The organism is Nostoc sp. PCC 7107, assembly GCF_000316625.1.
Classification (GTDB): domain Bacteria; phylum Cyanobacteriota; class Cyanobacteriia; order Cyanobacteriales; family Nostocaceae; genus Nostoc_B.
In genome coordinates this window covers 2202501-2216261 of record NC_019676.1, presented here as the reverse complement: position 1 = coordinate 2216261, position 13761 = coordinate 2202501, and the positions used below count along the sequence as shown (strand labels likewise).

At 41.6% G+C, this 13761-nt stretch carries 11 protein-coding genes and 1 pseudogene (1 of these 12 cut by a window edge); 9 read left to right on the top strand and 3 right to left on the bottom strand.

The window, feature by feature from the left end; translation table 11 throughout:
* Window positions 1-136 precede the first annotated feature (136 nt).
* Together NOS7107_RS09560 and NOS7107_RS09555 are read left to right on the top strand one after the other, a co-directional pair.
* Window positions 137-940 (top strand): type 1 glutamine amidotransferase, encoded by an 804-nt coding sequence (locus NOS7107_RS09560; protein WP_015112765.1) that lies wholly within the window; start codon window positions 137-139, stop codon window positions 938-940.
* A 188-nt stretch (window positions 941-1128) separates the two neighbouring features.
* Window positions 1129-1491, top strand: a complete 363-nt coding sequence (locus tag NOS7107_RS09555) for a cupin domain-containing protein (RefSeq protein WP_015112764.1) — start codon at window positions 1129-1131, stop codon at window positions 1489-1491.
* A 367-nt stretch (window positions 1492-1858) separates the two neighbouring features.
* Here NOS7107_RS09555 and NOS7107_RS09550 read toward each other — a convergent pair whose 3' ends face one another.
* Window positions 1859-2371, bottom strand: a complete 513-nt coding sequence (locus tag NOS7107_RS09550; protein WP_015112763.1) for a hypothetical protein — start codon at window positions 2369-2371, stop codon at window positions 1859-1861.
* Between the two features lie 664 nt (window positions 2372-3035).
* On the opposite strand from NOS7107_RS09550, the gene NOS7107_RS09545 reads away from it, so the two are divergent.
* The 3 genes from NOS7107_RS09545 (at window position 3036) to msrA (ending at window position 7917) form a co-directional block, all read left to right on the top strand.
* Entirely contained in the window at window positions 3036-5018 is a 1983-nt protein-coding gene (locus NOS7107_RS09545; RefSeq protein WP_015112762.1) for an amylo-alpha-1,6-glucosidase, read from the top strand.
* Between the two features lie 950 nt (window positions 5019-5968).
* The gene (locus NOS7107_RS09540) at window positions 5969-7108 is read left to right on the top strand and encodes a cell wall metabolism sensor histidine kinase WalK (protein WP_015112761.1); all 1140 of its coding nucleotides are present in this window, start codon (window positions 5969-5971) and stop codon (window positions 7106-7108) included.
* A 227-nt stretch (window positions 7109-7335) separates the two neighbouring features.
* Window positions 7336-7917: a peptide-methionine (S)-S-oxide reductase MsrA gene (gene msrA, locus NOS7107_RS09535; RefSeq protein ID WP_253274537.1), complete on the top strand. Its 582-nt coding sequence runs from the start codon at window positions 7336-7338 to the stop codon at window positions 7915-7917.
* A 92-nt stretch (window positions 7918-8009) separates the two neighbouring features.
* Here msrA and NOS7107_RS09530 read toward each other — a convergent pair whose 3' ends face one another.
* Window positions 8010-9179, bottom strand: coding sequence for a serine/threonine-protein kinase (locus NOS7107_RS09530; RefSeq protein WP_015112759.1), 1170 nt, complete (start codon window positions 9177-9179; stop codon window positions 8010-8012).
* Window positions 9180-9565: 386 nt separating this feature from the next.
* On the opposite strand from NOS7107_RS09530, the pseudogene NOS7107_RS09525 reads away from it, so the two are divergent.
* From NOS7107_RS09525 to NOS7107_RS09510, 4 genes and pseudogenes are all read left to right on the top strand, one after another.
* Window positions 9566-10363, top strand: a pseudogene (locus NOS7107_RS09525) (IS5 family transposase).
* A gap of 179 nt (window positions 10364-10542) precedes the next feature.
* Window positions 10543-10728: a hypothetical protein gene (locus tag NOS7107_RS09520; RefSeq protein WP_015112758.1), complete on the top strand. Its 186-nt coding sequence runs from the start codon at window positions 10543-10545 to the stop codon at window positions 10726-10728.
* 44 nt (window positions 10729-10772) lie between these two features.
* Complete coding sequence (ychF, locus tag NOS7107_RS09515; protein WP_015112757.1) at window positions 10773-11864, top strand: redox-regulated ATPase YchF; 1092 nt, start codon at window positions 10773-10775, stop codon at window positions 11862-11864.
* 194 nt (window positions 11865-12058) lie between these two features.
* Window positions 12059-13090: a hypothetical protein gene (locus NOS7107_RS09510; RefSeq protein WP_015112756.1), complete on the top strand. Its 1032-nt coding sequence runs from the start codon at window positions 12059-12061 to the stop codon at window positions 13088-13090.
* A gap of 48 nt (window positions 13091-13138) precedes the next feature.
* Here NOS7107_RS09510 and NOS7107_RS29150 read toward each other — a convergent pair whose 3' ends face one another.
* A protein-coding gene (locus tag NOS7107_RS29150) for a transposase (RefSeq protein WP_083889697.1) crosses the window boundary here: on the bottom strand, window positions 13139-13761 show its 3' portion. It continues 7 nt past the right edge of the window; only the last 623 of its 630 coding nucleotides appear in the window; its start codon lies beyond the right edge, outside the window; its stop codon occupies window positions 13139-13141.

The window sequence follows — 13761 nt, the reverse complement described above, 5'->3', positions numbered from 1 at the left end:
ATTTTAACTACCAAACCCATTACCGAGGACGGATTTACGATATGCTGACCCCAGCGTCTCCGGTTGTGGATATGCGCCGGATTCTGCAACCATAGAGAGAAAAAAGTTATAAATTATCAGTTATCAGTAAAGAGTTATGAGTTCTGAACAATTAGAATTAACAATTGGTTGGTTGTATCCGACCTTGATGAGTACTTATGGCGATCGCGGTAATGTAATTACAATAGAACGTCGCGCCCAGTGGCGGGGATACACGGTTAAAATATTACCTCTAGACCAAAACTCCACCGCCGAAGATATCAAAGCTGTCGATGTAATTGTGGGTGGTGGCGCACAAGACCGTCAGCAAGAAATTGTCATGCGTGACTTGCAAGGGGCGAAAGCCGATGCAATGCGCGAAAAAATCGAAAATGGGACACCAGGAGTTTTTACCTGCGGTTCACCCCAACTTTTAGGACATTATTACGAACCAGGACTGGGACAGCGGATTGATGGGTTAGGAATCCTCGATTTAGTTTCAATTCATCCTGGGGAAAATACCAAACGTTGCATTGGTAACTTGGTAATTGAAGTCACAGCCTCACGCCTAGCACAAGATTTAGCAGAAATGACAGGTCGCAAACCCTATCTCGTTGGGTTTGAAAATCACGGTGGACGCACCAAATTAGGCAAAGTAGAAGCCTTGGGGCGCGTGGTGTATGGTTTAGGCAATAATGGTGAAGATGGTACAGAAGGCGCATTTTATCAGAATGCGATCGCAACTTATTCTCACGGCCCCTTATTACCCAAAAACCCCTTTGTGGCTGATTGGTTAATTCAAACAGCGTTGCGGCTGAAATATCAACAACCCATCAGCTTGAAACCGTTAGATGATGACCTCGCAATGCAAGCACGAGAAACTATGTTGAAACGATTGAAAGTTGCATTGCCATCTTCTTGATTGAAAATGTCAATCAATTTTGGATTGACGATTTTGGATTTTGGATTGACTCCACACTCTTGATAGTGCAGCGTTAGAGAAGCGTACGCAGCGCAGCGAGTATTTTGGATTAATTCAGCCCTGAAGGGGTGGGGCTTGTACCGAAAATTCTCCATTTACATTTTGTTCAAGTATGGATTAGTAGAAAAATGAATATAGATAGGATTTTCAAGAGCGCAGATTTTTTTCAACCCACAGACAGTGAGCCAATCCGTTCAGTTGTGACGGAATCACCAGATGCGGTTGTTGTTGCTTGGTATGTTAAACCCGGCCAAGAAATTGGAGCGCACATTCATCCGAATGGTCAAGATACCTGGACAATCTTATCCGGTAGTGGTCAATATTATTTAGATCAAGAAGGTACTCGCAAAATAATTACAGCAGGTGATGTGGTTGTAGCACCAATTCAGTTTGTTCACGGTGTTTTCAATCATAGCGATGAACCCTTGATATTTATCTCTGTGGTGACACCTTATGATGCTGGATATGAGCCTGTCGTCATCAAAGCGTAAATCTAGATAATGTGATTTCCATAAAAAGAAAAGAGGGGTTGTTCAATCCCTCTTTTCTTTTTTTGTTAGGAATAAAAAAATGGTTAATATTTTTGTGTTTCACTTCTTTAGTATTGCTCTTAATTAACGTGAATTTGACAAACCTCCTAAGAAACATCCTCAACCAACGGATGAGATAAGGACTGGTCAACCAACTCAAAACCTAGAGATGCGGCCTGTTTTCGCCAGTGCGACTTTGTTGGAGACTCACGTTATCACCTTTAAACAAGCTGGCTATAAGTTTTTGGAGAGCAACAAAGTAAAGATTGGTAATTTTAGCCTTCCCCAATTCTAGTTTGGGAAAGGCATGATCAAAAAGTTGGAATTATCAGTGTTTAATTTCTAAATTGAGGATGTAACATCCCAGTTGGACTTTTTCTGCCCACAATTCATATTCTAGCCGCAAGTGTTCGGGAAATTGCTTGCCAGCGAGTGTTAATGTTTTCGTAAAATTGCGTAAGCGAATCGGATTATGTGGTTGTAATGATTCCGTTGGCAACCAATAACGGCTAACACCATATACGCCTTGTTCCCAGAAGTGGCGGTAACTTACTTGACAATTACCTTGCATAGTCATAATCACCCGATATGGAGAAATTTCCAGCCACAAAATTCTAGGGCTGCTGGGAACGTAGGCAGTATTTGTTCTGTGGGGCAAAGTTGCCTCTGTACTTGGAGAAGTTTCGACTTCACAGGTAATTAGAGGCGGTGCAGTTAACAGTAAATGAAATCGTTCAGTATCTTTTTGATACAGTGTTCCGGCAGTTTCTACCACTGACCAGAATGGCAGGTCGGTGGAAATTAGTGATAAGCACACAGGCTTGCGATGATAGGTCAGCATGGGAGCGATATGGGCTAACAGCTATTGAATAACAAAATGAAATTAATCCAGGGAGTCTAGCAGTCCAGAACCAGCAACTAAATAGTAAAACATGCTTAATCTTAACTGAATATACTGATTTGGTAAGCTAAATATCTAAACATAAAAATAAGTTAAATCTAAATTTAAATATTGAAAACAACATTTTTTCTAGAAAGGTAACTTTAAATACCGTGAATAAATACTTATAGTTTTGTGAAATTTATATTTTGCAGCAAACAGTTGGAATAACACAGTCATTTTTACAACAGCAAATTTACTGTCTTGTCCAGATTATCTTTACGTGGAAACTGCCTAGCCTGGGTAAGAACGGATTCGCCAAATAGAGAACAGATAAATATCAATTACCGAAATCATATCAATAGATGGATGACAGTAGTTAGATAAAGACAGCAATTGCCAATCTAAAAGTTTAAATACTGTTACTTTGAGTCCAAAAAAATACTAGGCATAGTTTGTGTATCTCCGAAAAAGGTCAACTTGCCACATTGAAATTTATTATGTACGTGTCTAAGTAAATTTAATATGACAAAATAACGGTAGGATACTAGTACAGCAAAGCATATATAGCGCTTTGTAGTGAGTAGATTTTGGTGATAACCTAAAAAATCACTCAATTTTTCTTATGTATATGGAATTTGGGCGGGAAATCTGTGGCAATCTCGACACCGCAGAGACACGGGAATGGTTAGTCACCAATGGCATAGGTGGTTACGCTTCTGGGACTGTGACTGGGTTGCTAACCCGTCGCTATCACGGTTTACTTGTAGCAGCATTACAGCCACCATTAGGTCGTACTTTACTGCTGGCAAAATTAGATGAAACCGTTTTGTATGGCGATCGCTATTATCCCCTACATACAAATCGTTGGGCAGATCAAATTGTTAGCCCCCACGGTTATCGACACATTGAATCTTTTGCTTTAGAAGGTGCAATTCCCCTCTGGTGTTTTGCTGTGGCGGATGCTTTGTTAGAAAAGCGCATCTGGATGCAGCAAGGCGCAAACACAACATATATCCAATATGTTCTGCGGCGTGCTACCCAACCTTTGCACCTGACACTCAAAGCAATGGTCAACTACCGTGATTATCACAGTGACACCCACAGCAACGGCTGGCAAATGTCTATTGAGCAGGTAGAACAAGGGATTTGCATAACTGCTGATTCCAGTGCGACACCATTTTATTTGTTGAGTGATCAGGGCAGCGCTTCACTCGTTCACAATTGGTACTATAACTTTGACTTGGCAGTTGAGCGTTATCGGGGCTTGAACGACAGAGAAGATCATCTCCACGCTGGCACTTTTGCCGTGAAACTCAATCCTGGAGAAGCAGTCACCTTTGTCGCCAGTACAGTAAAACTAGCAGATTTGCACAGTGAAACCGCACTCAAATTACGCCGCACTCAAGAGCAGAAACTAACAGAACTTTGGCAAAGTAATCGCCCCCTGGATGCTCAGGAGTCTCCCGCCTGGATTAACCATCTGGTACTAGCTGCTGACCAGTTTATTGTTGACCGCCCAGTCCCAGAAGAAGCTCACGGCAAAACTATCATTGCGGGTTATCCCTGGTTTAGTGATTGGGGACGAGACACAATGATTAGTCTATCTGGGTTGACAATTGCTACTGGTCGTCCAGAGGTCGCACGGGCAATTATCCGGACTTTTGCTAAGTATGTAAACCAGGGAATGCTACCCAATCGCTTTCCCGATGCGGGTGAGCAACCAGAATACAATACAGTCGATGCTACACTTTGGTTCTTTGAAGCAATTCGCGCTTATGACAACGCCACAAACGACGATAATTTACTAAGTGAGTTGTTTCCTGTCCTGGTAGATATCATTTATTGGCACTGTCGCGGCACACGCTATGATATCCACCTTGATCCTACAGATGGCTTACTTTATGCAGGTGTGACAGGTACACAACTGACTTGGATGGATGCCAAAGTTGGAGATTGGGTAGTAACACCGCGAATTGGCAAACCAATTGAAGTTAATGCCCTTTGGTATAATGCCTTACGCACAATGGCCAAGTTTGCCCGTCAACTGGGTAAACCGCATCAAGAGTATGAGGCAATGGCAGACCGTGCTTTAGCTAGATTTTCGCGCTTTTGGAATGAGGAGCAAGGTTATTGCTATGACGTAATCGATAGTCCTGGTGGTGATGATGGGGCGTTGCGTCCCAATCAAATTTTTGCTGTGTCTTTACCAGAAAGCCCCCTCACCCCAGCCCAACAAAAAAGCGTCGTAGAAGTTTGTGGACGAATGCTGCTGACTTCTCATGGATTGCGATCGCTTTCTCCCGACCATCCTCAATATCAGGGAATATACGGTGGTGATCAGTATCAACGCGATGGAGCATACCACCAAGGAACAGTCTGGGGTTGGCTGTTGGGGTCATTTGTCCTCGCTCATCTGCGCGTCTACAAAAATCCACAACAGGCGCGGCAATTTCTCGAACCAATGGCTAATCATCTCACAGTACACGGTGTTGGTAGTCTCAGCGAGATTTTTGATGGGGATGCACCGATGACTCCGCGTGGATGTACTGCCCAAGCTTGGACAGTAGCAGAAGTTTTACGCGCTTGGTTAGCGACAGAGAGTTGATCAGCTACAACATGTCTAAATTACAGAATCACCCGTAAAGGTCATCCTTGATCATTAATTTTAGAGATGCGTATCATTTCGGACACCAGAGTTGGTGATACTGGGAACATTAACTGTATATGCGACTTGAGATGACAACGATGAATCTGAGGCTGTAGTGAGTATTAACGCAGATAAACTACCACAAATGAAACCTGATATAGCATTTCCTAATCGGCTGAAGTACTAAATACATTGCTAATCAAATTAGGCAACTCCACCAAAGTTTGCTTGGAGGGAAACCTCCTGGCAACTTCTCTCTGGGTCGGCAGTCGCTCATGGGGGAAACCCCCAAGATCGCGCTGCCTCAACTTTGCGCTTAACTCTGCGCCCCTCTGCGTTCAAAAACATTAGTTCTGTACCTCACTTGATCGGAAATCGCTATATTGCTAAATCTGTCTAACTTAATACATTAATTTATTGATTTAAAAGAAAGCTCATTATGACATTAAACTTTTGTAAAAATGCCTATAAAATACTCTATTAAAATAATAATCTTATAAGGCAAAAAATCTTTATACAGCATGGTAAATTATGGTTTTTAGTACACAGAAAATCACCCTCATAATAAGGGTATTTCAGAAGCAAATCTCTCATTGTCAATGGGTGATAAAATCCAGTTTGATACTGACAAAGTATTTTATTAGTAATAACTGCCACTCTTTTTTCAGCAAAAGCTTTAACTATATTCAGGAAAAACTCATTTTTCTCAAGTGTTATGCGACTAAATTTAAATTATGTAAAGCGGTACTTGGATTTTCTTTGAATGGTCAACTCAGGTAGGGCAATTTATGGCAATTAATTGCTATAAGAATTCTGATTTAATTACTGAACATACTTATGTAGGGAGGGAACAGCAAAAAAGGCAAATAAAAAAGCAAATATTAATCCTATATATATGAGATATTCCCATGAATTTTGCCGGAAATTTCCCAAGAAAATTAGTTGAGTTTTTTGTAGCTAGAATTGACACTGCTTCACTTCATTTCCGGTTGACTGTTGGCATCATTATAATTGTGACGTTCGGACTAAGTAGCTTTACAATTTGGGCGGGTTGGGAAATCAGACAGTTTCTGATGATTGCTCATCAAAATTATGGTATTGCTGATGATGCTCAACTGTTGACGATGATTCAAAGTTTGGGAATAATGGGCGTTTTCTCGCTTACTACTACAATTGTTTTCACGGCGTTGTTCATTAAGCGATCGCTTTTACCATTACAACAGATGAATCAATGGGCAGAAACCTGCACAACTGAACTAACTCCCCACCAGTTAGGTTTGAATCAAACACCAAGCGAAATTCAGGAGTTAGCCCAGACATGGATGGAATTTTTAACCAGACTTTCAGAAGCCAAAGAACAGCAGCGCCAGTTGTTCAGCGATTTAGCCCATGAATTACGCACACCTTTGAGCATGGTTTATGGATATCTGCAAAGAAGCTTACAACGCAGTCATAATTTAGCTGCTTCCCAGAAAGAAACTCTGGAAATGGCTGTTTCTGATGCGGAAAGAATGAATCATATTTTGCAAGACTTACTATATTTAGCACGGGCAGATAACAGCACAATTCCTTGTCCCTGGGAAACTGAACCTTTATTACTTAATGATTTGCTGGCAGCTATGGCTGGGATGACAGAAAAATTTCATCATCGGTTAATTCAGCTAGAAATCCCACCTTTTCCGATTGAAGTCAAAGCAGAAAGCCACCAGCTAATGCAGATATTAAGTCATTTAATTGCTAATGCAGTCAAATACTCAGATCCTGATGAGCCAATTACATTGCAGTTAAGTAAAGCTAATGGTTGGGCAATGATTCAAGTCAGCGACAAAGGATGTGGTATCCCCTTATTAGAACAGTCCCGCATTTTTGAACCATTTTATCGCGTAGATGCGTCTCGCACGCGTTCTACAGGCGGCACTGGGATGGGTTTATGTATCGTCAAACGCCTTGTAGAGTGCATTGGCGGTACAATCGAACTTCGTTCAGAACTGGGGAATGGCAGTATTTTTATTTTGAAATTACCTACATTATTAGGAGGGAACAGGTAATAGGTAACAGAGTTAAAAGTCTTGTGCTGTCTTAGTTTTATAAATTTTTATTACCGAGTTGAATTTCAAGATAGCGATCGCTATCTCATAACCAAAAAACTAAATCAATCATCAAAGGAGTTTACACACTCATGTCAAGTAACAACTTTACACTCTCTCGCCACTTAGTACGCAACTTATCGATCATATCCTTGAGTTTTCTACTTCTGTATGGTGTATCCCGTGTTATGTTTCCCACGCCCGCCAGTGATATCTCAACCATTACACCTCAAAATAAACAGGTAGCCGTTTTTGGTGGTGGCTGCTTTTGGGGAATGGAAGCAGTTTTTGAGCATCTCAACGGTGTCTCTGATGTTGTTTCTGGCTTTTCTGGTGGCGATGCGATAACCGCAGACTACTCACTTGTCAGTTCTGGATTTACTAATCACGCGGAATCAGTCAAAATCACTTATGATCCCTCAAAGATTTCCTACAATCAACTATTAAAAGTTTACTTTTTGGTAGCCCATGACCCGACGCAATTAAATCGCCAAGGGCCAGACTCTGGTAGACAATATCGTTCAGTGATATTTGCTGCTAACGACCAACAAAAACAAGAAGTACAGAAATATATTGATCAACTCAATCAGCAGAAAATCTTTAACAAGCAAATTGTCACCGAAGTAAGTCCATTACAAGGTTTTTATCAAGCTGAAGAATACCATCAAAACTATATTGCCCGTAATCCTGATAGTCGCTATGTCGTAGCCCATGACTTGCCAAAATTAGCTAAACTTGAAACCACGTTTCCGGAAATTTATACTAAATAAAGTTTGCCGAAAAAGTGATCTATCCTGGTGTTCAGATCCCCGATTTTTTGAAAAAGTCGGGGATATATCTCTCTAAAACAACTCAGACACCCTTAAAAGATTGACTTCATAACTAGAAATGCGCTAACCCATAAAATCAAACTCATGGGTGCGCCGATGAGAATGCCTGCGATCGCCCAACCGCGTTGATGTTCTTTAAAATGTTCTATACTGCGCCATTGTCTACTTCTCCAAGCCCATTCATTACCTTTTGCCCCCATAGCGATCGCCATAAACCAACCAATTTGTGGTACAAAACAAAACAATCCACACCATACCTGATTAGTCCATAACCAAAACCAAGGTAATAAAAAAGCCCCCCAATTCCATCCCAAAATCTCTTCTGGTACTGGTTCCGTAGAATTAATCCCACAACCAGAATTATTAATTATCTTATGGCTGACAGGTTTGACAGCCAAATTCGATTTTAAAGTCTCCAGTGCTTGGCGGGCATTACTAAAGCGTTGTTCTGGTGCGGGTTCAGTCATCTTTTGCAACCAGCGCACAAAACTAGAACTTGCGTTCACTCGATCAGCGAATTGTAATCGCAAATCTTGTTGCGGTAAATCGCCAGGGGGAACACCAGTTAATAAATGAATTAACGATGCTCCCAACGCATACAAATCAGATGCAGGAACAGCCCGACCACCAAATTGTTCCATCGGCGCATAACCATAAGTTCCAACCACAGTAAAGGTCACACCTTCTTTAGCAGCTCTATCTTGAACTGCACCGAAATCTACCAAATAAATCTGATTATCTTCACCCCAAATTAAATTGCTTGGCTTGATATCCCGATGCAACACACCAGGATTCAATTCATGCAGATATATCAGAATTTTTAAAACCTCAGTCGCAATTTTCCTGGCGTGCTTTTCTGTACAGCGTTTACCAACTATGAGTTTTTCTTTGAGTGATTCCCCAGGAATATATTGTTGGACTAAGCCAAACCACAATGTGCGGTCATCAATACAAAAGTAATCAATGTATTGCGGAATGCGCGGATGTTTTAGCTGTTTGAGAACTTGTGCTTCTCTCTCAAACAACTTCAAGTCATCCCACTGGACAGTTCCGCCGAAAGCCAAAAGTTTCACCACCACTAATGATTCTTCCCCATCAGCAGCTTGTAAATCTTTGGCCAGCCAAGTTTGGCGAATGCCATTATTACCTAGTTGCCGTTGGATTTGATAACGGTGGTGTAATATCTGTTCTATTTGCAGCATCTAACACCTGTTGGCAGTTTACGCTAAGGTGATTCCCCTACTATTCCAGGATAGACATTACATAGAGAATTTGGGGGCAGATGTTTACCAAAAATCAACTAATAATTGGAATGAGGCTGATTTAGTTAGCCAAACTTGGCTTTTAATCAAAAATCTCACTGGTGTTTCGATTCATAAACTTTGATTTATCCGATGTTTGTCACCGAAGGTGAGGAGCAGAAAGTAGAAATTGCTTTTATGTCAAGTTGATGAACAAGGCACAATTTTAAATAGACCTCTTGCACGAATAATGTAAGCATGAAAAAATACTGGTCAAAAATGAAAGAGCAATGAGCTACGAACAGATAAAAGACCTACCAGCATCAGAATTTAAACGCTGATGTGGGGTGCATATAGCTACATTTGGGAAGATGGTAGAAGTCCTGAAGCCAGAACTGGTGAGAACTGGGAAAAAGGGAGGGCAGCCAAAGTTAAGAGTAGAAGACCACTTACTAGTGGCACTGGAATATTGGCGCGGAGCCGGAGACGCTCCGCCTCCGGAGAATATCGAACTTACTTCCATATCTCTAAAAGTTGGGGTATACATGAATCCACAGTATGTCGGATAGTGGGGAAGGTGGAAAATATTTTAATTAAGTCGGGAGCATTCCGATTACCTGGAAAAAAAGAGCTTTATCAGCAAGCATCTGAATGGAAAGTAATGGTAGTAGATGTGACTGAGACACCTGTGGAAAGCCCAAAAAAAACAGCGTCGCTACTATAGTGGCAAGAAAAAACGTCATACCTTGAAAGCACAATTAGTAGTTGACCAAAGTAGTGGCAAAATTATCTGTACGGCTTATGGTATTGGTCGCATTCATGACTTCCGCTTACTAAAAAACACGGAAGTGAGATTTCATGCTTCACAGTTATGTTTAGCAGATAAAGGCTACCAAGGTATAGCTAAACTCCATACTCATAGCTGCATTCCCACTAAAAAGCCTCGTGGTGTTAATTTATCCACTCCTGAACGTCAGCATCATCGAAATCTAGCTCAACTACTTGTTGTTGGTGAACATATCAACCGCCGATTGAAGATTTTTCGCATCCTCAAAGAACAATACCGTAATCGCAGAAAACGTTTTGGTCTACGTTGCAATTTGATTGCTGGGCTTCTCAACTATGAACTTGCCCTGTTTTCTTGATTCGTGCAAGAGGTCTAATGAAACAGTCCTGTAAATAAAAAGGGGGTTAGGGGGGATCGATTAGTGCCTAAAATCACAGCCAACCACTTTTCAAACAACCTCTAACCAATTAGGCAGATGTCAGCATCTGAAGTTATCATCTAGCTTGGGGATAGTCAGATAATTTAACCAGACTACCCATGATTGATATTCAAGCTATTTCCATTCCCGAACCACAAATTCCGACTCCGCAGCCGAACCCCCTACCCAGACCGGAACCGACACCACAACCAGTGATTCCCGAACCTGTACCGGAAACTGTACCCGCGCCAATTCCCCAAACTGTCCCCGGTACAATCCCCCAAACCATACCTGAACCTGTTTGAATTATCTTAGTAGTTTAATTCAAAATCCAAAATCTAACTCCAAAATGCTAAGAGCCGGAATTGTCGGACTTCCCAACGTCGGAAAATCTACTTTATTTAATGCCGTAGTAGCCAATGCGAAAGCGGAGGCTGCTAACTTTCCCTTCTGCACGATTGAACCGAATGTCGGCGTTGTCGCAGTACCGGATGAACGGTTAAATGTGCTGTCACAAATTTCCGGTTCTGTACAAATTGTCCCAGCCCGTGTTGAGTTTGTGGATATTGCCGGTTTGGTAAAAGGTGCAAGTCAAGGTGAAGGACTGGGGAATCAGTTTTTATCGCACATTAGAGAAGTTGATGCGATCGTTCATGTGGTGCGTTGTTTCGAGAATGATGACATTATCCACGTTGCGGGTTCTGTTGATCCAGCACGAGATATTGAAATTATTAATTTGGAACTCGGTTTAGCCGACTTAGGGCAAATTGAGCGCCGTATTGAACGCACCCGCAAACAAGCCCGCACCAGCAAAGATGCTCAATTTGAAATCACAGTTCTCGAAAAACTAATTGCAGCTTTAAATGAAGGTAAATCTGTACGTCAAGTCAGTTTAAATGAAGAAGAATCCGCAATTATTCAAGGGCTAGGACTGCTAACTAGTAAACCGATTATCTACGCGGCTAATGTTTCCGAAGATGACTTAGCCACAGGTAATGAATTTGTCGAAAGAGTCCGGCCAATCGCAGCGCAAGAAAATGCTCAAGTTGTCATCGTTTCTGCTCAAGTAGAAGCAGAACTAGTTGAATTAGCTGAAGAAGAAAAAGCTGATTTCTTAGAATCTTTAGGTGCGAAAGAAGGCGGATTGAAATCTTTGATTCGCGCAACTTACACACTATTGGGTTTACGGACATATTTCACCAGTGGCCCTAAAGAAACCCGTGCTTGGACAATTCATGCAGGTATGTCTGCACCCCAAGCCGCAGGTGTCATTCACTCTGATTTTGAACGGGGATTTATTCGTGCCGAAACCGTTGCTTACAATGATTTAGTAGCCAATGGTTCGATGAAAGGTGCTAAAGAAAAAGGCTTAGTCAGAAGTGAAGGAAAAGAGTACATCGTCCAAGAAGGGGATGTCCTGTTATTCCTATTTAACGTGTAGATTAACTATGGATATTAGGGTGTAGAGGTAAATGGGTGTAAGGGTGTAAAAAACCTTCACTCTTACACCCGCAAAACTTTGCTTTAATTACTTCCACCCAGCATGTACACATAGGAACCAAAAACGGAATCTTGCTTTATCACACGCAGATTATGTCATAATAAGCCGACGCATACCCTAGTCAGTTTTCCACCGTGCAAGATACCGACGCTATTAATGACCTTGCTGCTGCCCTACAACAGCCAACTGATCTCAGTTTTGAACTGCCAGATCCAGAAGATGAGCAAATTCCTGAGTCTGATTTTTTACAGCAGTTGGATATAGCTTGGCAAGTATGCGATCGCTTTGACCTGCAAACAGAAATTTGGCGGGGGCGAATTTTACGCGCAGTACGCGATAGAGAGAAAAAAGGTGGCGATGGACGCGGTACGGGCTTTCTTAAATGGCTAAAAGAAAGAGAAATTAGCAAAAGTCAAGCTTATTCTTGGATTCAACTAGCCAACAGTGCCGATACTCTTTTAGAAGAAGGTAGACTGGAACCTGCCGCAGTTAATAACTTTAGCAAACGCGCCTTTGTCGAAACAGCGAAATCTTCCCCAGAAGTACAACAAATGGTAAGTGAAGCCGCCCAAAAAGGCGATCGCATTACACGCCGAGAAGTCCGCCAACTCACTGATGAATGGATGGCGATGTCTTCAGATTTAATCCCTGAACCAGTAAAGGTCAAAGCCGCGGATAATTCCTTACCACCGCGATATATTGCCCCACTGGTAAAAGAAATGGAAAAATTGCCAGAACAACACCAAAAATTTATTCAAAAAGAAATCATTGCCAACCCTGATATAGATACTATTAAGCAGGCAACTACAGAAGCGCGACAGTTAGCCAAATATCTCAAATCTGCGGCACAAGTCCAAGCACTGGCTAAAGAAGAAGTCGACATAGAGACCGCCTTAGAAGAAGCCCACAGAGTTGGCTGTCTAAGTGTAGCTGCTGATTTAGTCAATCAAGCTTCGCAAATGGAACAACTAATTGGCAAGTTATACATGACTTGGAAACGCATCAGTAGCCTAGCAGATAGATTATATGTAGATACTGGTGCCAGTACACCAAACTTGCGATCGCTCCTCAGTTGCATTGAACCTCTTGGTACGGAAGTTATGGAACTGCAACTCAGCGGAACAACAGAACACACTGTCCGCTTACAAATTCAAGAAATGAATTAGCAGGACTTACATAAAGACTCTCTAAAACTTCAAGGGGCGACAAGCAAGCTAAAGTGCTTGCTGTATAAGCTTCATAGCCCTTAACCCGCGCTGATAATATGCTTGCTTATTGCGACTGAAACCGACCAGTTCCTCGACCCATGCTTGACACCCATACCAAGCAACTATCCAATTGAAACCATATAAACCTATCCAGAAATTACTATGACGTTTCTGGGTTCTATTTTTTTCTTCTTGGCGACAAATATAAGAATCAAGTTTTTGAAATTTAGTTCTTTGCCCATGTAACCAAGCACTGGTCATAGCCAAAGCAATTAAGAAAATTAGACGTACAAGTCTATCAGGATTAGCTTGAGAACTCTCTAAATTGTACCCACCTGTTTTACAATCTTTGAACATCGCCTCAATCCCAAAACGTTGAGCATATATTTTGAGGGCAGTGTTTAAATCAGGTAAATTAGTTAATAAATACCAAGCTTCCTTATCTTGCTTTCCTCGATACTTCCTTTTCCAATAAACAGCTAAATTGAAGCAACCAAAACCTTTTTTTTGAGTAACTTTAACGTCGGTATAAAAGGAGCGGATACCTGGGTAAATCTCAATGCTACTCAAAGGCTGAAATTTCTGTCTTTTCTTCCGAAAAGTAGTATCCTTTTTTTGACGGAATACAA

Coding starts and splice junctions, on each gene's coding strand:
- NOS7107_RS09520 (WP_015112758.1), top strand. CDS start 10,543: ATGATTGATATTCAAGCTATTTCCATTCCCGAACCACAAATTCCGACT.
- NOS7107_RS09545 (WP_015112762.1), top strand. CDS start 3,036: ATGTATATGGAATTTGGGCGGGAAATCTGTGGCAATCTCGACACCGCA.
- NOS7107_RS09560 (WP_015112765.1), top strand. CDS start 137: ATGAGTTCTGAACAATTAGAATTAACAATTGGTTGGTTGTATCCGACC.
- ychF (WP_015112757.1), top strand. CDS start 10,773: ATGCTAAGAGCCGGAATTGTCGGACTTCCCAACGTCGGAAAATCTACT.
- NOS7107_RS09540 (WP_015112761.1), top strand. CDS start 5,969: ATGAATTTTGCCGGAAATTTCCCAAGAAAATTAGTTGAGTTTTTTGTA.
- NOS7107_RS09550 (WP_015112763.1), bottom strand. CDS start 2,371: ATGCTGACCTATCATCGCAAGCCTGTGTGCTTATCACTAATTTCCACC.
- msrA (WP_253274537.1), top strand. CDS start 7,336: ATGTTTCCCACGCCCGCCAGTGATATCTCAACCATTACACCTCAAAAT.
- NOS7107_RS09555 (WP_015112764.1), top strand. CDS start 1,129: ATGAATATAGATAGGATTTTCAAGAGCGCAGATTTTTTTCAACCCACA.
- NOS7107_RS09530 (WP_015112759.1), bottom strand. CDS start 9,179: ATGCTGCAAATAGAACAGATATTACACCACCGTTATCAAATCCAACGG.